Source organism: Metamycoplasma subdolum (assembly GCF_033546815.1).
In the GTDB taxonomy this organism is placed as follows: domain Bacteria; phylum Bacillota_I; class Bacilli_A; order Mycoplasmatales; family Metamycoplasmataceae; genus Metamycoplasma; species Metamycoplasma subdolum.
In genome coordinates this window covers 172,533-196,689 of the sequence record NZ_CP137846.1, presented here as the reverse complement: position 1 = coordinate 196,689, position 24,157 = coordinate 172,533, and the positions used below count along the sequence as shown (strand labels likewise).

General features: G+C 27.5%; 20 protein-coding genes and 1 other RNA gene. 1 reads left to right on the top strand and 20 read right to left on the bottom strand.

Features of this window, described 5'->3' with window-relative positions; translation table 4 throughout:
• Positions 1 to 65: 65 nt before the first annotated feature.
• From R9C05_RS00810 to R9C05_RS00740, 15 genes are all read right to left on the bottom strand, one after another.
• Entirely contained in the window at positions 66 to 4,925 is a 4,860-nt protein-coding gene (locus R9C05_RS00810; protein WP_277870189.1) for a valine--tRNA ligase, read from the bottom strand.
• Complete coding sequence (locus R9C05_RS00805) at positions 4,925 to 5,935, bottom strand: ECF transporter S component (protein ID WP_318613931.1); 1,011 nt, start codon at positions 5,933 to 5,935, stop codon at positions 4,925 to 4,927. The genes R9C05_RS00810 and R9C05_RS00805 overlap by 1 nt, the downstream gene beginning before the upstream one ends.
• Before the next feature lie 16 nt (positions 5,936 to 5,951).
• A complete protein-coding gene (locus R9C05_RS00800) occupies positions 5,952 to 6,989 on the bottom strand; it encodes a YhjD/YihY/BrkB family envelope integrity protein (protein ID WP_121940971.1) in 1,038 nt (345 codons plus the stop codon).
• Positions 6,990 to 8,411, bottom strand: coding sequence for an Asp-tRNA(Asn)/Glu-tRNA(Gln) amidotransferase subunit GatB (gene gatB, locus R9C05_RS00795; protein WP_277870188.1), 1,422 nt, complete (start codon positions 8,409 to 8,411; stop codon positions 6,990 to 6,992).
• Positions 8,404 to 9,729: an amidase family protein gene (locus R9C05_RS00790; protein WP_121940970.1), complete on the bottom strand. Its 1,326-nt coding sequence runs from the start codon at positions 9,727 to 9,729 to the stop codon at positions 8,404 to 8,406. Before R9C05_RS00790 ends, gatB begins: the two co-directional genes overlap by 8 nt.
• Positions 9,719 to 10,021, bottom strand: a complete 303-nt coding sequence (locus tag R9C05_RS00785; RefSeq protein ID WP_121940980.1) for an Asp-tRNA(Asn)/Glu-tRNA(Gln) amidotransferase subunit GatC — start codon at positions 10,019 to 10,021, stop codon at positions 9,719 to 9,721. The genes R9C05_RS00790 and R9C05_RS00785 overlap by 11 nt, the downstream gene beginning before the upstream one ends.
• A gap of 11 nt (positions 10,022 to 10,032) precedes the next feature.
• The gene (locus R9C05_RS00780; protein WP_121940969.1) at positions 10,033 to 10,866 is read right to left on the bottom strand and encodes an RluA family pseudouridine synthase; all 834 of its coding nucleotides are present in this window, start codon (positions 10,864 to 10,866) and stop codon (positions 10,033 to 10,035) included.
• Positions 10,859 to 11,488, bottom strand: a complete 630-nt coding sequence (scpB, locus tag R9C05_RS00775) for an SMC-Scp complex subunit ScpB (RefSeq protein ID WP_121940968.1) — start codon at positions 11,486 to 11,488, stop codon at positions 10,859 to 10,861. Before scpB ends, R9C05_RS00780 begins: the two co-directional genes overlap by 8 nt.
• On the bottom strand, positions 11,478 to 12,290 hold the full coding sequence (locus tag R9C05_RS00770) for a segregation/condensation protein A (protein ID WP_121940967.1): 813 nt from the start codon (positions 12,288 to 12,290) through the stop codon (positions 11,478 to 11,480). The genes scpB and R9C05_RS00770 overlap by 11 nt, the downstream gene beginning before the upstream one ends.
• A gap of 3 nt (positions 12,291 to 12,293) precedes the next feature.
• Positions 12,294 to 13,082, bottom strand: coding sequence for a lysophospholipid acyltransferase family protein (locus R9C05_RS00765; RefSeq protein WP_121940966.1), 789 nt, complete (start codon positions 13,080 to 13,082; stop codon positions 12,294 to 12,296).
• Between the two features lie 9 nt (positions 13,083 to 13,091).
• Positions 13,092 to 13,385: a 4'-phosphopantetheinyl transferase superfamily protein gene (locus R9C05_RS00760; protein WP_121940965.1), complete on the bottom strand. Its 294-nt coding sequence runs from the start codon at positions 13,383 to 13,385 to the stop codon at positions 13,092 to 13,094.
• A gap of 190 nt (positions 13,386 to 13,575) precedes the next feature.
• On the bottom strand, positions 13,576 to 14,901 hold the full coding sequence (locus R9C05_RS00755; protein WP_121940964.1) for a C1 family peptidase: 1,326 nt from the start codon (positions 14,899 to 14,901) through the stop codon (positions 13,576 to 13,578).
• A gap of 31 nt (positions 14,902 to 14,932) precedes the next feature.
• Entirely contained in the window at positions 14,933 to 16,546 is a 1,614-nt protein-coding gene (locus R9C05_RS00750; protein WP_121940963.1) for an ABC-F family ATP-binding cassette domain-containing protein, read from the bottom strand.
• Between the two features lie 89 nt (positions 16,547 to 16,635).
• Positions 16,636 to 18,336 carry a GIY-YIG nuclease family protein gene (locus R9C05_RS00745; protein WP_121940962.1) on the bottom strand — a complete coding sequence of 567 codons (1,701 nt, stop codon included), beginning with the start codon at positions 18,334 to 18,336 and terminating at the stop codon, positions 16,636 to 16,638.
• The gene (locus tag R9C05_RS00740) at positions 18,336 to 19,292 is read right to left on the bottom strand and encodes a gamma-glutamylcyclotransferase family protein (RefSeq protein WP_121940961.1); all 957 of its coding nucleotides are present in this window, start codon (positions 19,290 to 19,292) and stop codon (positions 18,336 to 18,338) included. Before R9C05_RS00740 ends, R9C05_RS00745 begins: the two co-directional genes overlap by 1 nt.
• A 92-nt stretch (positions 19,293 to 19,384) precedes the next feature.
• Between R9C05_RS00740 and ffs the strand changes: the two genes are divergently transcribed.
• Positions 19,385 to 19,478: signal recognition particle sRNA small type (gene ffs, locus R9C05_RS00735), an RNA gene on the top strand.
• 69 nt (positions 19,479 to 19,547) lie between these two features.
• Here the strand turns inward: ffs and R9C05_RS00730 are convergent.
• Genes R9C05_RS00730 through pstA form a run of 5 tightly spaced genes read right to left on the bottom strand, consistent with a single transcriptional unit; the run spans position 19,548 to position 23,929 of the window.
• On the bottom strand, positions 19,548 to 19,700 hold the full coding sequence (locus R9C05_RS00730) for a hypothetical protein (RefSeq protein WP_170141533.1): 153 nt from the start codon (positions 19,698 to 19,700) through the stop codon (positions 19,548 to 19,550).
• 13 nt (positions 19,701 to 19,713) lie between these two features.
• Positions 19,714 to 20,397 carry a Fic family protein gene (locus tag R9C05_RS00725; RefSeq protein WP_121940960.1) on the bottom strand — a complete coding sequence of 228 codons (684 nt, stop codon included), beginning with the start codon at positions 20,395 to 20,397 and terminating at the stop codon, positions 19,714 to 19,716.
• A 21-nt stretch (positions 20,398 to 20,418) separates the two neighbouring features.
• A complete protein-coding gene (gene phoU, locus R9C05_RS00720) occupies positions 20,419 to 21,072 on the bottom strand; it encodes a phosphate signaling complex protein PhoU (RefSeq protein WP_121940959.1) in 654 nt (217 codons plus the stop codon).
• Positions 21,073 to 21,075: 3 nt separating this feature from the next.
• The gene (locus R9C05_RS00715) at positions 21,076 to 21,933 is read right to left on the bottom strand and encodes a phosphate ABC transporter ATP-binding protein (protein WP_121940958.1); all 858 of its coding nucleotides are present in this window, start codon (positions 21,931 to 21,933) and stop codon (positions 21,076 to 21,078) included.
• Positions 21,926 to 23,929, bottom strand: coding sequence for a phosphate ABC transporter permease PstA (gene pstA / locus R9C05_RS00710; RefSeq protein WP_121940957.1), 2,004 nt, complete (start codon positions 23,927 to 23,929; stop codon positions 21,926 to 21,928). Before pstA ends, R9C05_RS00715 begins: the two co-directional genes overlap by 8 nt.
• Positions 23,930 to 24,157: the final 228 nt, after the last annotated feature.

Sequence of the window (24,157 nt, the reverse complement as noted above, 5' to 3'; positions counted from 1 at the left end):
AATTTAAATGTTTTTTGAAATTTTGGATAATAAAAAAGCTGGCTTTGTTTTCCAACTTTTTCTTTTTATTTATTTTCTTTGTTTTGTTCAAGTTTTTTAGCTAGTTCTTGTTCATAAGTTTCAAGATTTTTTTGGTGAAGTTTAAGGTTATCTTGTTTCTCTTGAATCTTATCTTTTGCTGCTTTTGAAATAAAGTTTTTGTTATTTAAAAGTTTCTCATTGAATGCTATTTCTTGCTTAGAAAATTCAATTAATTTATTAAGTGCTTCAATGTCTTTTTTCTTTTGTTTTTCATCTTGTTTGATTTTAATTTTGCCAAATGAAAGGTTAATTACAAAGTCATTATTTTCTTTAATTTCAAAGTTTGCAAGTTTTCTAATAATATTTAATTCTTCATAACTTAGACCAAAATCTGCAAAGAAATAAAGTGTTTCTGATTTAGAAATATTTTTGTCTTCTCTATATTTTCTTAAGGTTGTAATTAGTTCAATTAATTTTTGAACTTTAACAATTTTTGTATTTTCTTGAGGAAGAGAAAGTAAAGTTTTCTTAGCTTCAAGAAGTTCTTCGCCATACATATTTTCAAATAAATAATCAGTAATAAATGGCATAAATGGATGTAATAAAATTAGAATTTCTCTAAATAAAATATGAATTAAAAAGTTGTTATTTTTTAGTTTTAAAAACTCTAAATATCAGCCTGAAAAATCATTCATTATAAATGTTTGTATGCTTTTGAAAATCAAGGTAAATTCATAATTTTCCATTGATTTATCAATGCTTGATTTTAAGGTTAAAAACTTATCAATAATTCATAAATCAAACTCATCATTTAAGGATGAATCATAAGCTTTTGTTAAATCAACATTGATGCCTTTAATTAGCCTTGCGATATTCCAGAATTTGTTTAAGAATAATTTTGCAGTTTTAATTTTTTCTTCGCCATAATTTAAGTCTTGACCTGGTGATAAATTAAACACTAATGACATTCTTAAAACATCAGATCCATGTTGGTTAATGATATCAATTGGATCCACACCATTCCCAAGAGATTTAGACATTTTTCTGCCTTCATTATCTCGTACAAGCCCGTGAATATAAACTTTTTCAAATGGTTTATCTTCCATAAAATATAAACTTTGGAAATACATTCTTGCAACTCAGAAGAAGATAATATCAACTCCCGTAACTAAGAGCGATGTTGGGAAATATCTTTTGATCTTATTTAAGTTTTGAGGTCAACCTAAAAATACAAATGGAGCAAGTGCCGAACTAAATCAAGTATCAAGAACATCTTGGTCTTGAGTTCATTCTTCGCCAGGACTTTCAATTTGAACTTTTATTTCATCGTCTTTATATCATGCAGGAATTCTATGTCCTCACCATATTTGACGGCTAATTGTTCAATCTAAAACATTCTCCATTCATTTTGTTAAAACTTGGCCAAAACGTTCCGGCACAAATTTAACTGCTTCAGGTGAAGCGAAGTGTTTAAGAAGTTTTTTGGCTAAAACATTCATTCTGACAAATCATTGAGGTTGAACTAAGATTTCAATTGGATCTTTTGATCTTTCTGAGCAACCAACACTGGAAATAACTTCTTCTGTTTTTATTAAAAAACCTTCTTTTTTAAGTTTTTCTTCAATTTTTGCTCTTGCTTCAAAGCGATCTAAGCCTTGAAATTCCATAGCATTTTGATTTAACTTACCTTTTTTGTTAATACATTCAATAATTTGCAAATGATTATGCTTAATAATTTCAAAGTCATCCATAGCATGAGCTGAAACTTTCATAAGTCCAGTTCCAAATTTCATATCAATTAAATCTGAAGTAATAACTGGAATTACTTTTTTGGTTAAAGGATGAACAATCTTTTTATTTAATAAAGTTTTAGTTCTTGGATCTTCAGGATGTATTGCAATTGCAACATCTGAAAACATAGTTTCAATTCTTGTGGTGGCAATTTCAAGAAAACTTTTGCTTCCTTGAATTGGATATTTAATGTAATACATTTTTTGTTTAGTTTCTTTTGCTTCAACTTCAATATTTGAAAGTGCTGTTTCAAACTTGCAATCTCAATTTATTGGTTTTGTATCACGATAAATTAATCCATCATTATATAAATCAATGAATACCTTTAAGACAGCTTCGTTAGCATCTTTATCCAAAGTAAAGCGTTCACTTTCAAAGTCAAGTGCTAAACCTAACTTATTTCATTGTTTAGTAATATTGTCTGAAAATTCATCTTTTCATTTTCAGACTTCTTTAATAAATGCTTCTCTGCCAAGATCATATTTTGTTAGGCCTTTCTCTTTTAGCTTCTTCTCAACAACGGCTTGAGTAGCAATACCGGCATGATCTTTTCCGGCAACTCACATAACATCATAGCCTTGAAGTTTTTTATATCTAATTATGGTGTCAGGAATATATGTATCAAGTGCATGTCCTATGTGAAGTTTTCCGGTAACGTTTGGAGGAGGCAAGATGACTGTGAATGGTTTTTTATTAATATCGTGGGTCATGAAAAATTTTGCTTTAATTCATTTTTCATTTCTTCCTTTTTCAACTAGTTTGTGATTGAATTGTTTATCCATTTCATCATCTCCTTTTTCAAATTCAAGTCCTTCTAAACTAAAGATTGTAGTTTCTTCAAATGTTTCTTTGTTTTTAATTTGGGTAGTTTTGCTTGTTAATAAATTATCGGTCGTAACGATAAAAATTTTCTTAAGTTTTTCGTTTTTTAGGTTTCCTTCATTTACTCACTTATTAAGTTCAGAATAAGTTGATCAAATAAAGTGATTTTCGTCAATTTGATAACAGTTGATATTTTCAAAATTATCATTATGTGAAATATATTCATTGTAAAGTTTAATAGTTTGTTCATCATGATGTTGAAGTTCTTTTTTAACCAAGGGGTTGATTGGATTTTTGATAATTTGTTGAGTTGATCCTTCTTCAATAACCTTTGAATTATTTACTATGTATAGTTGAGTCGTTACTTTTTCAGCAACTTTATAATCACTTAAAAAGTAAATTCCAATAATATGATTTTCAAGAACATATTTATTTAGTTTACTTAAAATTTCAAGTTGTTTTTCTTGAGTTAAAATATTGATTTCATTTCCAACAATTATAAGACTTGGTTTGCTAATTAAAATCTTCTCAATTTCAATATTAATTCTTTCATTTAAAGTAAGGTCTGAAATTTTGAATTTCAACTTGTCTAAAGATATATTTGCCCTTTTTAAGATTGTATAAAATAGTGATTTTGAAATAAATTTTTGCAGCATTGATTCACTTACAATTTTGCCATTGGTAAATAGTTGTGTGAAGTTCAAAAAATCATTGAATTGTTCTCTTATTGTTGGTATTATTTTTCTTATTTTTTCGCTTGTTGCTTTTACTCTTTTTTCACTATTATCATCTACGCTTTTGCTATATGATTGAATAATATTAGAAAGTGTTTTTAGAAAGTTTGCAATAATAGAAAATTTGTTTTTGTTTTTATTTACAAGCTTATCAAAGTTATAACGGATCTGAAGAGTTTTATGTTCAAGTCTTTTACCAACTGAACGTAAATTTCATTCATATTCATGCTTAGCGTTTAAATAAATTTCTTCAGCAATTTTTACTTTTTCAAGAGTGATTAAACCTTGTTCGCCTTGAAATGCTTGAACTTCTTGATTATAAATTTCTTCAATCTTGTTTCAATAATCTTCTTTATTTTGATTAATGATTCCTTCATATTGACTAACTTTTAAACTAAAGTTGTGTTTTACAACATAATCAATTTCTTTGGCAATTTTTCTTCAATTTTGTTGCGTTGAAATTAAGTTAATTTCATTTGAAATTGTGTTTTTTAAGAGGTTTATGTCGGATAAAAAGTTAGTAAAATTCTTTCTAGTAAATCAAGATAAATTGACTAAGTTTTTGTTAATAAAATTTCGTATTTTTTTAGATAAAATGTAGTTTTTGTAATTAAAAATAAATGATGTTGGATTGTCTGTACTTTTAAATTTTATTTTGCTTATATTTGATCTTAAAACTAAATCTTCGCATGTTTTCTTTAATAATTTTAAAACGTGTTTGTGTTCATATCAAACTTCGTTTTTTATCTTATTAATTTGATCAGCTTTAGTTTGTTTTATGATCTTTTTCAAATCATAAGATTTGTAGAATTTGTTTTTTAAACTTTCATAATTATTTCTAGCTTCAATATAATCTTTTTGATTTAGAAATGATTTACTTTGATCATAACTATTATTAATAGCATATGCAAGTTCCATAAGTTCATATTCATAATTTTGAAAGTTTAAAAGAACATTTTTGAATTGAGATAAGATTGTTTTTAAATCTTCTTCGATAAAACTTAAGTGAAAGAAAGAGTCTTTAGTTTTTTCATGAATTTTACGAATAGTGCTACTTATTTTATTGAGACTTGTTTCATTTTTGAGTTCAAGTTCATATGAGTATTTGGCACAATTATTTTCAAGTAAAATGCGATAATCTTCAAATGATTTTTCTCAACTCGTAAGAAATGATTGAACACCAATTTGAAGAACGTTATTTTGTTTAAAGTAATTTAAAAGTTTTTGAAATAAAGTATCTTCATTGTTATTAATGAATTCATGGTCAAAACCAAAACTTAACCCTTTTGAATAAAAGGGTGTGTCTTTACATAAATAGTAATGATTGTCAATTTTGCATTCAATAAAACCTAAATAGGTGCTGTAAGGTAAAGAGTTGTTTGTTAAAAGATTGTAAATTAAGTTTTTAGTTTCACTATCTTTACCCAAAAAACCTACTATGCTGTTTTGATTAGCTAAAAAAGAAAGGTTATTGATTGCAATTTTAGGATTTTGTTTTTCATAAACAATCTTTGAGAGATTAGTAACTCTCAAAGAATTCATTATTTTCTTAGCCACTAAAATCTATCTCCTTCCCTTGATTTAACTAAAGGTGCTACTATTTTGTAAGTTGCTAAAATAATGGCAAGGTTTCAGAATATCTTAATTGGATTAGTAATTGCTTGCCCAGTTAAGTTAACAAAAAAGTCAGTTTTTAAAGTTTCAGTATCAGCTCAAGCTAGTAAAAATACATTAATAAATTCAAGTATTGCACAAAAACTGACTATTGCCATTATTTCTAAAAATAGTTGAAATCTTTTTCTGACAAAAACACGATAAAAAATTAATGCAACGCTCATTGCAAGAAGACCTGAAATAACCAAGAATAAATAAAAGTCTTTATTTTTAATAAAACGGTTGTGTTCGAAAATTGTTGGATCTAATTTTGAAAAAATTACTAAAGTTAAAGTTATTTGAAGTGCTAAAAGAGCAAGAGTTGATATAAAACTAAAATTAATCATTGCCTTTGGTTTAGTTGTAGCTTCTAAAGCAATAACTTTAACTTGAAATTTAGCAATTTGTTCACTAAAATATTGAATATCTTCATAATTTTGCTTAGTTAAAGCATCGTCATATTGACGTTTGTAATAAGAAACTATTTGATTAAACTTGAAAAGACGATATTTCTTTGAAAATAAAAGTTCGTTCAAGTTAAAGTAGTAGTAAGCACAAAGGCCAGGAATAAAACCTGAAATTGAAATTACGATTGTATATAAATAATGGTAGTAAGTTGGAACCAAAGCAAAGGATATTAAATCGGCTAAAACACCAGTAATAATTCCAACCAATGGTCCAAAAAGAAATCCAGTGATTTTAACAGGGAGCCCAATAAAGCTGAACTTAAAAGAAGGAAGTGCTGAGATTGGAATGATTCTAACAGAAACAATGAAAAATACAACGCTAATTGCAATTAAAACTGAAACAAAAGCAATTCTTTTTGAGTTTCATTTTCGCGTTGTTAAGCCTGTTTGAATTCTTGCTCAACGAAGATAATGTCTTAAGCCGCCAGGCAATTTTTCTTCTCGCATTTTCTTTCCTTTCTTTTTATTGAATAAGCACCTTTTTTCTTACAAAAATTGGTTCATTAATGAAGCTTTTATAAAAGCTTGCATTAACAATCAAACCAGCGTAAATAAAGTATGACATATAACTTAATAGTAATAATAAATACATAAATGTTGCAACTGGTCCAAACTTATTATAGTTAATTATTGAAGTAAGTGAACCAAAGATAAGCACAAAAAATGCTGTTGGAATAGCAGAAATTAAAGCTCCTGGGTGAATATATTGAAATTTAAGTTTAAAGTTTGGTGAAAATCTGAAGAAAAACAAGAAGCCTAAATAAGTTCCAATTGGCAAAAAGATAACTAATGAGAAATAATAAACAAGTCAAAATTCAACTGTTAAATTTAAGTCCTTGGCATTGGTAATTTTAGTTAAATCAGCAGGGAAAACACCATAATTTGCTTTTTCAATTAAAAAAGTCATAAGTCCAGTTGCTGCCATAAAAAGAAGTGTCAAAATTAAGGTAACAATTAGACTAAGCAAAATTCCTTTAAGTCTATTTTTGAAAAATGAGTTTCCACCTTTATAATCATAAAGTGCGTTGATTGAACCAATCATTTTACTATAACCGCCACTAGTTAATCAGATAACTGATACGAAAAAAAGAACTAAAACAGCAGCTTGAGCAGGATCTTTTCAAAGAAGTCCCATATTAGGAATAGTGCTTTCAATTCCAGGAATTATTTTCCCTAAAATAATAAATCTAACCACTATGTCATATTTGGGTGAAATTGCTCCTAAAACACTAATTACAATACAGACAATCGGAATAAAAGATAAGAAAAGATAAAGAGCATAGCCTGGAGGAATAAACTTAAATTCATTAGAGTTAAGCCTATCATAAGCAATTGAAACAACGTCCTTTGATTGTTCCTTGTTTTGTTTTACAAAACGAGGAATTGCAATTCAAAGAATGCCATAAATAATCGCCTTGATTATTTTTTCAAAGACGGAACTTTTTTTCTTAACTCTAATTAACTGATCGTTGTCTTCTCAGTTAGGCTTATTCTTGCTCATTTATTTTTTTAACCTTTCTTTTGCCAAAGTCTCAATTTCTTTAACATTAGCTTTTCCCATTGTTTTCTTCATAGCTTGACCTAAAATAAATTTTAAAGTTTTATCAAAATTTTTGTCAGCTTCTTGTTCAATAGTTGCATTTTCTTTAAAAATTGAATCCACTATTTCTTTTGAAGAAAAAACTTTAACTTCAACAAATAAATTATTTTCTTTGATTAATTTATCAATTGATTTTTCACTATTTTTTTGTTTTAAATCAATAATTTTTTGAACATTTTGTTTGTTTATTTTGCTATCTTGTACATAAGATATAAGAATGGCAAATTCATCTTCTTTTATTTTCAAATCTTGAATTGAGAGTTTGTTTTCATTTAAGTAAGCAACTAAATCTGAGAAGAAAAGATTTGCTGATTTTTTGAAGTCTTTATATGGGATTTTATCTAAATAAGTTGCATACTCTAAGTTATTTAAAAGTTGTGAAATTTGAACATTATTTAGATTATTTTTAACATATCTTTGCTCCCTTTCAAAAGGAAGTTCTTCAATTTCAACACTTTTAATTAATTCATCTGTAAGTTCAATGTAAGGTAGGTTTGGATCTGGGAAATATTTATAATCAATTGCATCAGATTTTAATCTCATAACACTTGTTTGTAACTTGTCTTCATCAAACCTTTTAGTGCATTGAATTACAGGCTCATTTTTTTCATATTTTTCAATTTGCAAGTTAGCTTCATAATCAATAGCTTTGGCAATATTTGCAAGCGAATTTAAGTTCTTAATTTCGCATCTAGTTCTTAGCTCTTTTTCGCCTATTTTTTTAACTGAAATATTAACGTCAGTTCTTAAGCTTCCTTCATTAAGTTTGGCATCTGAAATATTTAAGGCTAAAGCAGTTTGTCTAATCGCATCAACGTAGGCACATGCTTCTTTTCCGCTTGTTATAACTGGGCGTGAAACTATTTCAATTAAAGGCACACCTGAACGGTTGTAATTAAGATAAGTTAACTTATTATCGTGAATAGATTTTGCAGTATCTTCTTCCATGTGAATTCTTTCAATTGCAATTTCTTTTCAATTATTATCAACTTTAATTTTTATTGTCCCATCAGTCCCAATTGGATTAAATTGTTGAGTAATTTGATAGCCTTTTGTAAGATCAGGATAGAAGTAATTTTTTCTATCGAAACGAACAATTTTATTGATTTCCATTTTTAAAGCTTTTGCAAGTTTTATTGCCTTAATGATTGCATTTTTATTAACTAAAGGCAAAGTTCCAGGATATGCTAAATCAATAAAAGAAACATTAGTATTTTCTTTATCGCCAAATGAATTTAAAGCAGGTGAAAACATTTTAGTTTTGGTATTAAGTTCAAGGTGAATTTCTATGCCAATCACCATTTCTCAGCCATTTTTAATCATGTTTGCCTCCTAAAATTTCTTCTATATATAAGGCAAAATTTAAAAGTTTCTGATCTTCATAAATCTTCCCATCACAAGCAATATTGAAAGGAAGTTTTTCTTCATTTTCGCCAAGCTTAAAAGTGATGGAAGGATTTCCAGTTAAGTTTGAATTTGTTAAAATAAAATCCATGTAACTTGGTTTGTATTCTTTGCCAATTAATGGTGCAACGTCATTAGAAGCAGGGTAAATAAAAAGGTCATATTTTGTATGAATTTCTGTAAAGTAATTTGCTAAATAACGGCGCATTTTTTTTGCTTTTAAAAAGTATTTTATTTGGTTATTATGTTCTAAAAAATAACTTCCTAAAATAAGTCTAGATTGAACCATTTTTCCAAGTTTTTCACTTCTTGTTTTAATAAAAGTTTGGCTTCAATCTTTATCTTCTTTTTGCACGCCAAATTTAAGTCCATCAAGGTTTGCTAAATTAGAGCTCGCTTCAGAAAAAGCGATAACCTTATAAAGTACATCAATAGAATTTAAAAGGGTTTCATCAGGCTTAATTTTAGCAAGTTTAATACCTTCTTTTTCAAGTTTTTTTATTAAATTTTCATATGCTTTTTTTACTGATTTTTCAAGTAAATCAAAGCAATCTAAATAAGCAATAGTTTTAGGTTTAACTGACTTAATTTTTTTTGCCGAAAATTCAACTTTTACAGATGAAAGATCATGCTCTAAATCTTGCTTAAAAAGAACTGAAGAAAGTAAGGCAGCATCATAAATATTATGAGTAAAATAAGCTACTGTATCTAATGAAGTTGCAAAGGCAAAAAGCCCAAATCTGCTAATCGCTCCATAGCTTGGTTTAAAGCCTACTTTTCCAATATTTGATGCAGGTTTTCTAACTGAATCTCCAGTATCAGATCCAATTGCAAAAGTTATTTCATCTGAAAAAGTTGCTGCAGCTCCTGAAGAAGAACCACCTACTAAATGTTTGTCATTTTTTGGATGTTTTATTAGTCCAAATGCTGAATATTCGCCACTTCCGCCAAGACCAAATTCATCAAGGTTAGTTTTAGCAATTAAGGTTGCTCCTGCGTTGTCTAAAAGTGTTCTAATAGTTGCATCATAATGAGGTTGAAAATTTTCTAAAATGAGAGATGAAGCACGTGAAATTGCATCTTTGGTTGCATAGTTATCTTTTAAAGTATAGATTGAACCTTTTAAGCTTCCTTGATCTTTAAGTTTTGCATCTTTGTAAACATAAGAAATGGCGTGATTTTTATCTTCTAGAAGATTTTTTAAAGCTTTTTTTAAATCTGTTTTATTATGCTTCATTGATTACCTTCTTTATTAAAACAAAATCGTCATTATGTTTTGATGTATTTGCTAAAAGATCTTCTTTTTTGATTAAAAATTCTTTGTTCTCAACATCATCTCTTAATAAATCAAAGCTTAATTTTTTTTCTGAAATATGGCTCATTGGCTTAACATTATCAAGATTAATTTCATCAAGTTTTTTTAATTCTTTGTCAATTGAACTTAGAAGTTTTTTTGCCATTTTGATAATTTCATCGCTTGGTTCAAAAAGCAAATCATTAGCTAATTTCTTAAATTTTTCATCGTTCATTTTAACCTCTTTTATCATTTAGTTGGTGCAATAAAAGTTTGTTCGTTATATTCTTTAAATTTTTCACTTAATGAATGAAATGTAATTGAATAGGAATGTAAAAACATTCTTTTTGCAAATTTTCCGCCATATTTTAAATCACCTAAAATTGGACAATTTAAATGTTGTAAAGTTGCTCTAATTTGATGTTTTTTTCCAGTCAATATTTGAGCAAATTTTTTATTATTTTCTTGTCAAAAAATTGTTCTTGCTTTTACACCAAAAGTTTTATCAACTACCATTTTTTCATTATCAATATCTTTTTTAAGATGAACTGTAATATCTAATTTTTTCTCATTAAAATCACTTACAAATTGATAAACTTTGTCAAAAAACTTTGTTTTTGCATCAAATTCTACTAATGTTTCATAGTTCTTAGCATATACAACTAAACCTGAAGTTTTTTTATCAATTCTTCCAATTGAAGCTGGGATGAATGAACTAGTTTTTTTGTAATTTAAGTATTTTAAAACTTGATAATCAAGGCAATTTTCTTCGCTATGCATTGCAATGTTTATTGGTTTATCAATAATTAAAATATTTTTATCTTCGTAAATTAGCTTAAATGAAATTTCTGCTTTAGGCAAGACAAATTCTTTGTTTGCTTCAGTAATTCCATAAACTAAAATTTCATCGTTTTCTTGAATTTTGTATTGTTTATCATTTGTTTTTAAGCCATTGATTTTAACATCTTTTTGTCTAAAAATTCTTTCAATTCTTGAAACTGGAACATTATCCAAGATTTTTACTAAAAATTTAAAAAGTGTTCTGCCAATATCGTTAGTTTTGGCTTTAATTTTAATCATTATCGCCCGCTTCAGCGATTAATATACCATCATTGTTAGTATCTTGTCTTTGTGAATCAAATAAGTTAAATTCTTTATCAATAAGTTCGCCTTCTTCTTCCTCATTTGAGTATTGATTAAACTCAGGAAATGGGGGAAGTTCAGCTAAAGTTTTGATTTTAAAATAGTCATAAAACTTATTAGTAATTCCATATAAAATTGGATTTCCAGGTGTAGGTGAAACTCCAACTTCTTCAATAATTCCTTTTGCTAGTAAATTAGCAACAATTGAGTTAGAATCAACACCACGGATGTTACTTATCATTGAACGAGTAACCGGTTGTTTATAAGCAACTATTCCCAAAACTTCCATTGATGCCATTGATAAACTTTGTCTTCTAGTTGCTGTTACTAAATCTTGAATATAAGGTTTCACACTTTCAACAGTTAAAAATTTAAAGTTATCATTGAATTCATGAACTTTGATTCCACGATCTAGTTTATTAAATTCAGCCATAAAATCCTTTAATACTCTTCTTGCTTCTGCTACAGTTTGTAATTTAAAAACATTTTTTACTTGTTCAGAGCTTAGTCCTTCTGAACCTTGAAAAAATATTAAAGCTTCAATAATTTTATTCTTCATACATTTCTCCTTTTCTGAAATAAATTAGTCCTTCATCTTCATCTTGCCTCATTATAACAATTTGTTGTCTAGCAAGATCTAAAATTGCTAGTAATGTTATTACAAAGTGGCCTGTTGATGGAACATTGAAAACTTCTTGAAATTCAAGTTCATCTCTCCCTTTAAAAAGTTGAATAATTCTTTGTTTTTGCTCTTCTGGCGAAATAGCAATAGTAGTAATAGTAACGTTACGAATTAATTCAGCATAAACTCTTTCAAACATTTTTCTAATTGCAACAACTAGCCTTGAACTATTTGCATGTCCTTCAAGCACCGTTGCATCAATTGGACGTTCAAATTCAGCAGTTTCTTCTGGATCTTTAGTATAAAAGTTTTGTCTAATTTCTTCTTGTTTTTTAAGCACTTGACTAATTTCTTTGAATTTTTGATATTCAGCAATTTGTTCAAGTAATCTTTTCTTTTCTTTCTTTACTTCTTCTTCAACTTCAGGATCGGCAAGTAACATTCTTGCTTTAAGTTGAAGCAAAGTTGCACCCATGACTAAATATTCACTAGCCATGTCAAATTCATAAGGTTCAATGTTTTTAATGATTTCTAGATATTGACTTGCAAGTTCGGCAAGGTCAACATCAAAAATGCTAACATTTTTTTCTTTAATTAACGTTACTAGTAAATCAAGAGGTCCGTTGAAATTGGCAAGGTGAAAAGTATGCTTTTCGCCGGCATTTTTTACATTTTCTTTTTCTTTATCTTCACTTATTGAAATTTCTCTAACGGTTGGTTTTTTTAATTCTTCAGGCATAATCTAATCTCTTTTTGAATAAGTATTTTTTTGTGTTTCTGGTGAAGTTATTACTTGTTCTTTATAGTCTTTCTCAACTATTTTTTGTACATAGTCGGCATAAACTTTAGTTTCAACAGTTTGAAATTGTGCTGGTTTTAACATTGGATGGAATATTACTTCAACTTCAAGCATAGCGTCACGATTTTTATCCATCGCATTTACTGCATTATTTATAGTAACAGGGACTACTGGTAAAAAGTTTGCTTGAGCAATTTTGAATGCTCCTAATTGAAAAGTTCCAATTTTTCCATCGCGAGTTCTTGTACCTTCAGCAAAAACAATTCCACAAGTTTTATTTTCTTTAACAATTTTCCCAAACTCAATTAAGGTTTTAACGGCTTCACGAGGATTTGCTGTGTCAATGAAAACTGTTTCAATATATTCAGCAATTAGTTTAATGCCTTTCTTTTTAGCAACTTCATTTTTTGCTAAAAAATTGAAGTTTTTTGATGTTTTTTCACCATCGCCGCGATTTGAAAGAGCATAAGCCATAATGATTGGGTCTAAATATGTTGAATGGTTTGGAATTATAAGGCATGCACTATCAGGCACATTTTCAAAACCTTTAACATTTAATTTAATTCCATAAGCATTTAGAGCTTTCTTTGCTTGTTTTTGGAAATAGTTTGTTTTTTCAATTCTTGAATAAAAATCAGGCATTCTTTTTGCTCTTCTAGCTTTTGCTTTTAAGCCACAATAGGCACTTAAAAGTGCTCCAGAATGTCAAAACAAACGTGTTTTTAATTTCATAATTTCTCCTTATTTTTTTGCAATTGCAATAATGTAGTCATCTTCTTTACTAGTAGAAATTTCAAAATCTAGAAATATATATCTTCCTTCTTCATCTTTTTTAAGAAAAACTTTACTAAAATCTTTGAATTGATTGTCAGCTTTAAAAATTGCTTCTTTGATTGCTCAACGAGTTGCTAAAAATTTTGCTTTATCATTAGTTTTTTCAAACTCTTTAAATTCATCTTTGTGCAAAATTTTTTTAATCACATTTAAACTTAGATTTTCAAATCTTTTGATATTCGTTAAGTCTATTCCGATCATGTTTTTCTCTTTTAAATTACTATCTTTTTATTTTACTAAAATTATAAAGATTAAATAATAAAAGTAAGTTAATATTACTAAATTATTAAAAGTATATTTTTAAAGAAAAGGTTGTATTTTTTATTAAAAAAAATAGGTAAAAAACTAAGATATAAAAACTAGCAAAAAATTTTGCTAGTTCAGGTTAGTTTTAAATAATTGGATCAAAAGGATCGAGTTCAATAACAGGTTTATTGAATGCATCTAAAACTTCTTTTGGTAAGTATTTTTTATCAACAATTGCTTGGTAATTATATTCATCAAATCATTCATCTGACATTGAAAAAATACCTTTTTTGCCAACTTCTTCACCTCATGAGTTTTCAACTTTTCAATTTAAAGCTTTACCATCTTTATCAAGGTTAACTCCGACCATATTCATTGCATGACTTATTAAACTTGCACGCATTTCAAAACGATCTTTTTTACAAAATTCTGGAGTTTTTGTTAAGGTTAAATCATAGTTATAAAGACTTGGATCTAAAATGCCTAATTTTGTATGTGAAAATGTAGAAACATCGCATCCAAATCAGCAAGCATTTCCATCTTTTATTGAGTTAATCAAAGCTTGCTTCATATCTTGTAAACTAATGTTGATTGCATTAACTCCATCATCTTCATAAACATTTTTAATGTATTGTGAGTGAAGTAATCTATTTTTTGGAAATTTATCACGCGGATCAGCGATTAAATCAACTTTATTTTTCAAAGTTTCGCCAACATATTTTTTATAAAATTCAACTGGACTCATTTCATCTAAGCGATGGAATTTTTTATCTTTGTCATAGTATTCTAAAGTGAATGTTTTTGGTGGGTGGCCAAGTGATTTAACTAAAATATTGTAAGCATCTTCTAAAGCTTCTTTTTTGATTTCATCAAGATCTAAATTATCTTTGAAAGCCTTTTCCATTTTTTTAGCATAAGCTTTCATTCTTCAATCAAGTTGAGTCAATAAATCATGGTTCTTTTCTGATTCAAAAGTTTCAATCATAAATTCTTTGGGGCAAACACCATATTTTTCAATAATTGCTACGAAGAATTCTCAATATCCGCCATCAGGGACAGAGACATCATTGTAAAGTCTAAAAAGTCTGTCATCTGGTAAAATCTTTTTATTTTCTTGTAAATGTTTATCAATAAAGTTTAAATAAACATTAGCCTTTTCTAGAAGATCATAAAAGTTAATGTAGTTTTGTGAAATTTCAAAACTTTCTAAATTTAGTTCTTCAATTATCTTTGAACGGCAAACATTTAATGCAGCAAAAATTCAACAACGACCTGAAAATTTTTGGTCAGTTATCGATCCAATTTTTGTTTCATTTGAGAAATTAAAAGTATGTTTTTTAACTGCTTCATTATTGATTGAAGCCATTCTAATTCCGTTTTTAATAATAGCGTTTTCTACTACTAAATTTTTTGTATCTTTTAAGTATTTTTGTTCAAATTTTTTGATTAATTTTTCATCAATTTTATTCATTTTTTTCTCCTTTTTTTATATATTTATTTTTTTAATAATTCATTGCTTTTTCATATTCATCAAGTGCTCCATAAAATAGAAAACTTTCATCTGGTTTTATTTCTAAAATTACGTTTGCACATTCTTTAATAAATGCTCTATTATATGTTGTAAAAATGCATGAACTTTTGTAAAGTTTTATTGCTTCAATGAATGAATCGATTGCTTCACTATCAAGGTGATCTAATGGTTGGTTAAAACTCAAAAAATTACTTTCTTCAAGCATAATTTTAGAAAACATAAGCCTTACTTTTTCACCACCACTTGTCACATTAACTTTCTTAAATACGGTATCATTTGAAAAAAGCATTCTTCCTAAAAATGATCTCATTCTTGAATCTGAATTATCTTTAGTTTCTTGTGTTGAATTATTCAATGGTCATTTGCTAATTCACTCTAAAATTGTCTCATTATTTTGAAAGAATTTTAGATTATTATTTGGAAAGTAATTAGGCTTAATTGTTATTCCTCAAGTTACTTGTCCAGTAGTAGGTTTTACCTCGCCATTAATAATTTCTAAAAGTTTGGTTTTTGCAATATCATCTTCACCAATCACAACCATTTTGTCATGTTGTTTTAAGGTAAAGGAAACATTTTGGAAAAGTCATTCACCTTTTTCATTTTTATAACCTAAGTTTTCAACAGAAAGTACTTGTTTCCCAGGCTCTCTATTAAGTTCAAAACGAATGAAAGGGTATTTTCTTGATGATGGTTTTATTTCATCAATAACTAATTTTTCAAGTAATTTCTTCCTGCTTGTTGCTTGTCTTGATTTTGAAGCATTTGCTGAAAACCGAGCGATAAATTCTTTAAGTTTTTGTGCCTGCTCTTCTTTCTTTAAGTTTTGTTTTTGTCTCATTTCTAAAATAAGTTGACTTGATTGTTTTCAGAAAGAATAATTTCCAACAAAAAGTTTTGCTTCAGAATAATCTATATCAACTGTATGGGTACAAATTTCATCTAAAAAGTCAGAGTCATGGCTAACTACAATAACAATATTTTCGTAATTTGCTAAAAAGTTCTCTAGCCATTTAATTGTTTTTAAATCAAGCCTGTTTGTTGGTTCATCCATGATTAAAACATCAGGGTTGCCAAAAAGTGCTTTTGCAAGTAAAACTTTAACTTTTTCACTTGCTTTTAAAGTTGACATTTTAGCATTCCATTTTTCTTTAGCAATTCCTAAATTTGATAGTAAAGTTTGAGCGTCATTTTCAGCATTTCATCCGCCCATTTCGCCAAATTTTTGTTCAAGCAAACTTGCCTTTTCATAATCTTCCATTGTTGCATTTGGATTTTCATAAATAGCATTTTTTTCTAAATTAAGGTCATAAAGTTCTTTATTTCCCATAATAACAACATTGGTTGCAATATAATCATCAAATTCATTTTGGTTTTGAGAAAGTACGCTTAAACGTGAATTTTTATCTTTAATTACACTGCCTTCACTAGCTTCAATTTCACCACTTAAAATTTTAAGAAATGTTGATTTTCCAACACCGTTTGCACCGATAATTCCATAAACATTTCCAGGCAAAAACTTTAAATTTACATTTGTGAAGAGTTTTTTGTCTGGAAATATTTTGCTAAGTCCTACTACTTCTAACATTTAAGCCTCCATAAAATCTTTATTTATTTTAATACATTTATTTTTAAATTAAGCCTTTTGTTAAAAAACTTTCACATTTGTGAAAGTCTTTACCTTTTGTTTAGAAAATATTCATAAATAGATTTTGCTTTAATTTTATCAACTATTTTGCAAAGTTCTTTTTCTGAAGCATTCATGATTTTTGAAAGATCACCATCAAAATAACTCATTAATTTTTCAATTGTTTTCTTGCCAATTCCATCAATATTCTCAAGTTCATTTCTTTCTTCAAGTTTTTTCTTTTTAACATTTCTTTTAAATTTAACATAGCCATCAATTTTGGTTTGAATGTTACTTAAAAATTTAAATACTTTAGCATCATTTATTTTTATTTCATTATTTTGGGCATCAATTAATTTCTCAGTTTCATGTTTTTTATTTTTAACTAATCCAAAAACTTTAACATCTTGAAGATTTTCTTCTTTTAAAACTTGCTTAACAGCATTGATTTGAATCATTCCGCCGTCACATAAAATAACACTAATTTTATATTTTTTGTTATTTCTAGAAAGTTCAAGAATATATTTTTTAAAGTTTTGATACATGTAACTACTATCGGATTTCCCATTCTCTTGATTTAGATTGAAATGACGATTGAGGCTTGTAATTAATCTTGAATTTTCAAGATAGAACGCTGCACCTTTAACTATGTTGCTATTGTATTGAAATGAGTTATCAAGAATTACCATTCCCTTGATTAAAGGAATATTTAAAACTTTAGCAAGTTTATCAAAAATCAAAGGATCTTTTGTTTCTTTAGTAATGTAATGTTTTGCATTTTCATTTGCAGTAAGAACAAGAGTTTCAAGTTTTTTATTTTCAGCAAAAGTAATATTATCTCCATGAAAATTGAAGTTAAATTCTTTTCATTTTTTCTCTAAAATAATTTTGTCTGCAAATTTAACTTGATTGTAATATCAATGTAAAAAATTATTGAAAGTCGCAACTTCATCTTCTACAATATTGAGTACAAAATATTCAGTTCTACTTTGGATCCCGAGCACATATTTAATAATAAAAATACACAAGGTTTTATCATTTGAAAAAGTTCCAAAAACATCTTGATTAATGCCGGAATTTAAAATTTGGGTCTGGCTTTGTTTATTGAATTCTAATAGCTCATAAACATCTTGATTTTTCTTGCTTTCTTCAAATAATAATTGCTCATTAAAAAACTTAATTCTTGAGTCTAAAATTTTCTTTAGTTCAAGACGATTAGTTAATAATTTCTTGCCTCATTCAAATTTTTGTTTTCAAAAATCATAGTCTTTATTTTGAATTAAAGTTCCATCTTGATAGCAAAGAAGATGTTCGAGCAATTTTATTAATTCAGAATATTTTTTGTTACTAATTAAAGGTCCAAAATAAAATGTATTTTTCATTTTTTTAAATTCTTTTATTTTAATTTCAAGACCTTTATTTTTAGTTAAATGCAAAGAAAGATAGGGAAAACTAGATCTTATTGGAAAAAGTTCATTATATTTTGGATTGTATTGATAAATATAATTTCTTTCTTTAATAAATGAATCTTTTTCGCTAGAGGTTATTTCAATTTGAAAATCATAAATTAGTTTTTTTAAAGAAGGCGTTTTAAAAGAATTTTGCATTTTTGGATCAAAATATTGAAGCATTCTTTTTCTCAAATTTACTGCTTTTCCAATATAAAGAATTTCACCTTGTTTATTTTTTCAAAAATAAACACCCGGTTTTTCAGGAACCTCATCAATAATTCTTTGTTTGGTTAAATTCATTAAAAGTCCTTTGCCTTTTTATAGTCAAAGAAAATGGTTAAAAGTCGGTTGAAACGTTCAAATGGATCAAGTTCAAAAATATTAGTTTGTACATTAAATGCTTTTTGAAAAATTCCAATTTCAAGCTTCTTTTGTTTAGGCTCTTTATTTTTTGTATAAGTTAATATATATTTTAATTTATCTTTAGAAAATCAACTTTTATCAACATCTTTAAATTGAGAAATTAAACTTGTTAATTTAATTTCAAAATTATCTTTTATTTCATCATCAAAAAACATTGATCAATAATGAACACCAGTTGCAAAATCTTTTCTGCCAAATATTGTTAAAGCGATGTATTTTTTGCCTGAATCTTCAATGCAAATTGCGGTTGTATTTAATATTAAAGATATTGGTGATTTTTCATCAATTTTGTTATTAGTAAAAATTAATGCAAAGTAAGGATGAGACATTTTTTCAATTAATTCAAAGTGTTCATCGCTTGCTTCAAATAAGAAGATGCCATCAAAAATTGGAAGGTCTTTTGAAAGTTTTTCAATTTCTAAAAAAGATTTTAAATTTGTTTCATTTTCTCTTGGGTCTTTTGAGTTTAAATACTCTTTTGGAACAATGGCATATTTTCCGATTTCTAACTTTGTATAAACATAAACTTCCTCAAGCACGTCTTGTTCGTCTTCAAGATAAACTGTTTCTAAAAAGCGTGAATATTGAGGAAAAAGTTCTCATCTATCAATTGCAAAAAGTTCATCACTAGTTATTTCAAAAACTGTTCCTACAACTGAACTTTTGATATCTTTTTTTATTAAGAAATAATTTGTTTCATCCATGCATTTTGCATATCCATTTAATGTTGCTTTAAATTTTCTAGTTTCGGGTGAAAAGATGTTTTTATAAAAGTTTTCATCTTGTAAAGTACCATAACTGAAAACATAAACTTTGCCGACTTGTTTTTCCATAAATTTCTCCTAGTTAAATTATAAATAAATAAGTTTATATTGGCTAATTATCTCATAACAAGGCCTACTTTTTAAAGGGTTTATGATATAATAAAAAAGCCACAAGAACAATAACCTAGTAACCTGGTCAGGATAGAGATATAGCAGCCAAATCAAGAAGTGTTGTGTCGTGTGGTCTTTTTTTATTCAGTTTTTATAATTATTGATAAAGTGAAGATTGGATGATTAAGTTTTGGAATTATAAAAATAAAAAATTTATTTTTTAGCTAAAATTTCAACAACTTTGTCAGCCAATTTTTTTGCATCACTTTTTTCGTATGCTCTAAATTTTGCTTCCATTTCTTTTACAAATTCTTTAATGTCAGCATACTTTTGTTTTTTAATATTTTTGCTTTTTAATGTTTCCATAATTCCTCCATGCCTAAATTTTATCTATATTTATTATAAAATTTTCAAAAATAAATTTTAATATCGCTTCAATTACAGGATTATCTAAAATATCATCACTATTATTTTTGTCATGAGCTAATTCAACAAATTTAATAATCTCATTTGCATATTTTATACTTGAGCTTGTCATTTTTTTATTTGAATCTAATTTAATATTTAAATTCGTAAATGTTAAAAGCAATGATAATAAAAGGGTGAATGTAATTCTTTTGTTTCCGTTTATTAACAAATGATTTCTAATAAAACCTTCAATAATATAAGATACTAGATAAAAAACATCAAATTGGGTAAATTTGCTATAAGCATCATTATTATGAATATATGAGAAAAAGTTATTGAGTCTTAAAAGAAGTAAATTTTGAACTTTTTCTTTAGTTTGATTGTCTTCATCAATCGGTTCATCTGATAAAAGTTTTGCATGAGAAAAAGCAAGCGTGACAATGCTTGGCACAGTTGCTTGTGAAATTTCTTCATAATCAAGCTTATCAAAACTAACTAAAATAGTTTTGCCCTCAAAAAGAAATTGCAGTTCATTTGTATTTAAATTGTTTTCAGTTTTTTCTAATCCTTTGAAGGCAAAAGATGTTAAATACTTTTCTTTTAGATTTTCTAAGTTATCATCATTTAAAAGTCATATTGAAAATTTTTCGGTCATTTGCCTCCTTGTGATTTTATTTTACAACTTTATATAATTTCCATTAATGATATAGTATAAAGATTCACAAATATTTACGATGTGATCTCCAGCTCTTTCTAAACTATTTACTAGATTAAGCAAGTAAACACGTTCGCTGATTTCTTCTTCTGTGTGTTTTCTTTTTGAAAAAGAAACAATTAATTCGCGATTGACTTCAAGTGTTTTAGTATCCACTAAATCATCATTTTCAACTAATTTCAAAATTCTTTCATTTCTTTCTTCATTGATGTTGTCGCTTAATTCCTGCATCATGTTTAAAACAGCGTCATAAATATCTTTGATTCTTCTAATTGAACTTGCACTTGGCTTTTGAATATTTATAATAAATCTAGCAATATGCTTTGCATAGTCACCTAGCCTTTCAAGCTCTTTTGAGATTATTAAATAAGAAACTGATCTTCTTAAATATTTAGCCAAAGGTTCTTTGGTTAAAACAAAGCTAATATCGTTTTTGATTCCATCCATTTCAGCATCAACTTTCAAATCACCTTCAATAACTTCTTTAGCAAGTTTTTCATCATGTTCAATTAAAGCTTTATAAGCCTTTTCGTGTTGTGAAAGGACTAAATTTGAAAGATTAATGATTCTTTGTTTGATTCTTAAAATTTCATTTGTTACAATTGAGTTTGGCATAAATTACCCCATCTTTCCGTTGATATAATCAGCTGTTAATTTTTCTTTCGGGTTAGTAAAGATTACACTTGTTTTATCAAATTCTATTAATTCACCCATGTAGAAAAAGGCGGTTAAATCACTAATTCTTGCTGCTTGTTGCATTGAGTGAGTAACTATAATAATTGTATAGTTTTGACGTAGTTTATCAATTAATTCTTCAATTTTGGCAGTTGCAATTGGATCTAGTGCACTAGTTGGTTCATCCATTAATAAAACATCAGGTTTTAATGCAATAGCACGTGCTATACAAAGACGTTGTTGTTGGCCACCACTTAAACTTGCAGCATCATCTCCAAGTCTATCTTTAACCTCTTCTCAAAGAGCAGCATTTTCTAACGCTTCTTTAACAATAACATTGAGTTCTTTTGGATTTTTAATTCCGTTGCTTCTTGGCCCATATGCTATATTGTCATAAATTGACATTGGAAAAGGTGTTGGCTTTTGAAAAACCATGCCGATTCTACTTCTTATTTCAATAGGAGAAATTCTTTTTTGTGCAGGTTTTGTCTTTTCTTTTTCTTTATCTTTGTCTTTGTTTTTATTTCTTTTAAAAAGCGATTTTAATCATTCGCCAAAGGTTTTTTTACGATTAACTATGTTAATGTCATTGAAAATAATTTCACCTTCAATGTTTGTATTAGGAATTAAATCATTCATTAAATTAAAGCATCTAATGAATGTACTTTTGCCGCATCCACTTGGGCCAATAAAGGCTGTAACTTGATGTTTTGGAATATTGATATTAATGTTTTTTAAAGCATGATTTTGTTTTTTATTGTAATAAAAATCAAGATTTTTTACTTCAAAGATATTATCCATTTTTAACCTCCACTTTTTCTTCTTTTTCTTCAAGTTTTAAAATGTTTTTATTAAATCTCTTTTTCCTTTTGCTTTTAATAAGATTCATAATCGGTTCAATGCTATATGAGAATATTATTAAAAGCGTGATTATAAATATTGTTACAAAAGCAAATTTATAAGATTGGCCAATTCTATGTTCCATGCTTGTAATTCCATGAACTTGATTTTCTAATATTCAAGTAGTTAGAGTTTGACCGTGATTTAAAAGTCCATATTTTGGATTAAAAGTCATACCTAGTGTTAAGAAAATAGGGGCAGTTTCACTGATTATTCTTGAAATTGATAAAATTGTTCCTGAAATTATTCCTGAGATTGCTAAGGGAAGAACAATTTTTCTAATAGTTTCTCATTTTCCTGCTCCAAGAGCAAGAGACGAATCGCGAAGTTCTTGTGGTATATTTGAAATAACTTGTTCAATACTTCTTGTATAAGTTGGAAGTATAACCAAAACCATCGTTAAAGAACCTGCCATTAAACTTGTACTTGCCGTTCCTTTGATATTCATAACTTCTAAAAACATCACCATACCAAAGATACCAAACAATATGCTTGGAGTTCCTCCGAGTGAGTCAAGGAAAAACTTAATAAGTTTTCCGTACCATTTATCCTTAGCATATTCGGCCAGAAATAGTGCCGTAAATAAAGCAAGCGGGAAAGTTAAAATTATAGTTATTAAAATTAAAAGAAGCGTCCAAATCAAAGAGTTCATTATTCCATTTCGCTTGTAATTGAAGTCTCAAGATTGAAGTTTTGGAGCACCAATTGCAATAATATCAACTAAAATTCAAAGCACAATTGAAGTGACTAAAAGAGCACAAATTATTTCAAAAAATCAGCACATTGAAAGATGAAAAATTTTAGTGTTATGAATATGTCTTTCTTTTTTGATTTTAAAAACCTTCACAGCAATTTGCCTGAAAAGTAAGCTTATTGCATAAGAGATATTTGTTAAAATAAAGCGAATTGCAAATCCAATATAATGGAAAACATAATAAATGCATGTAAAAGGAAGTTTAATTGTATCTAAAATAATGGATTTTGCATCTTTTTTAGAATAAGGGCGTCTAACTTTAATTGTTTTTTTAGTTGAAAGTCTTGTAACTAAAGCAACTAAGATCATAACAATTATAAAAAGACTTAATCCCATAGCAAAAGCATGTTCAACAACAGTTTCGTCACTACTATCTGTAAACATAAAGCCAGCAATTGCTGTTGCAAGTGATTTATAACTTTCATTGAAAAGTCCGAATCCTTTTTCAAAAGGATTAGCTGGAGTTGTAGCATTTAATAGAATTGATGTTGCCATTGTTTCACCAATTGCCCGGCCAAGGGCCACAATTGCTGCAACATAAATTCCTGATTTGATTGATTTTAAAGAAACGGTGTAAATTGCTCTAGTTTTAGTATTTCCAAGTGCAACCGATGATTCAATTTGTTTATCTGAAACTAAATAAAGTTGGTTAGTGATAAGTGAAACCATAGTAGGAATAATCATAATTGCAAGCATTATGATTGCATTAAAGATAGTAATATTCGTTTTGGTACCTGAAATAAAACCAGAAAGTTTGCCTAATGAATTTAAGGCAAAAACCCCATAAATAATACTTGGAACACCAGCTAGAATGTCAATAATTACTCTAAAAAATCTTCCAAATCTAGTTAACCTATATCTAATAAAAATGGCAATTCTAATTGAAATTGGCAAAGCAATTAAAACAGCGCCAATACTAGTAATTAAACTAACTACAAGTGAGCCTCAAATTCCATATCCTTCACGAATATTGCTTGAAAAGAAAATTGTTTTTCAATTTACTTTCATAGCAGGGAAAGCTTTTTTCAGAATAAAACTAAACATGGCAACTAGTGCAATAATTGAAAAACAAGAAATAATGAAAATTATTATTTTCAAAGCCAAGTCTTTTTGCATACTTTTGCCAATTGTTTTGTTGTTCAAAATAAACCTCCTTTTTAAAAAAGCCCAAAAGCGTTAAAAAAACACTTTTGAGCTTATAAATTTGTCTTTAAGAGCAATACAAAAAAGAGCCATTTTGTTAATTAAAGTGCATCTTTTTTGTACCTTCGTTCTTTTCATACCTTATATAATATCAAAAAATAAATTTTTTGAAATTTTTACAAATATAAAAGCTAAAAATTTTTTAGCCTTTATATTTTTTTAGTAAAT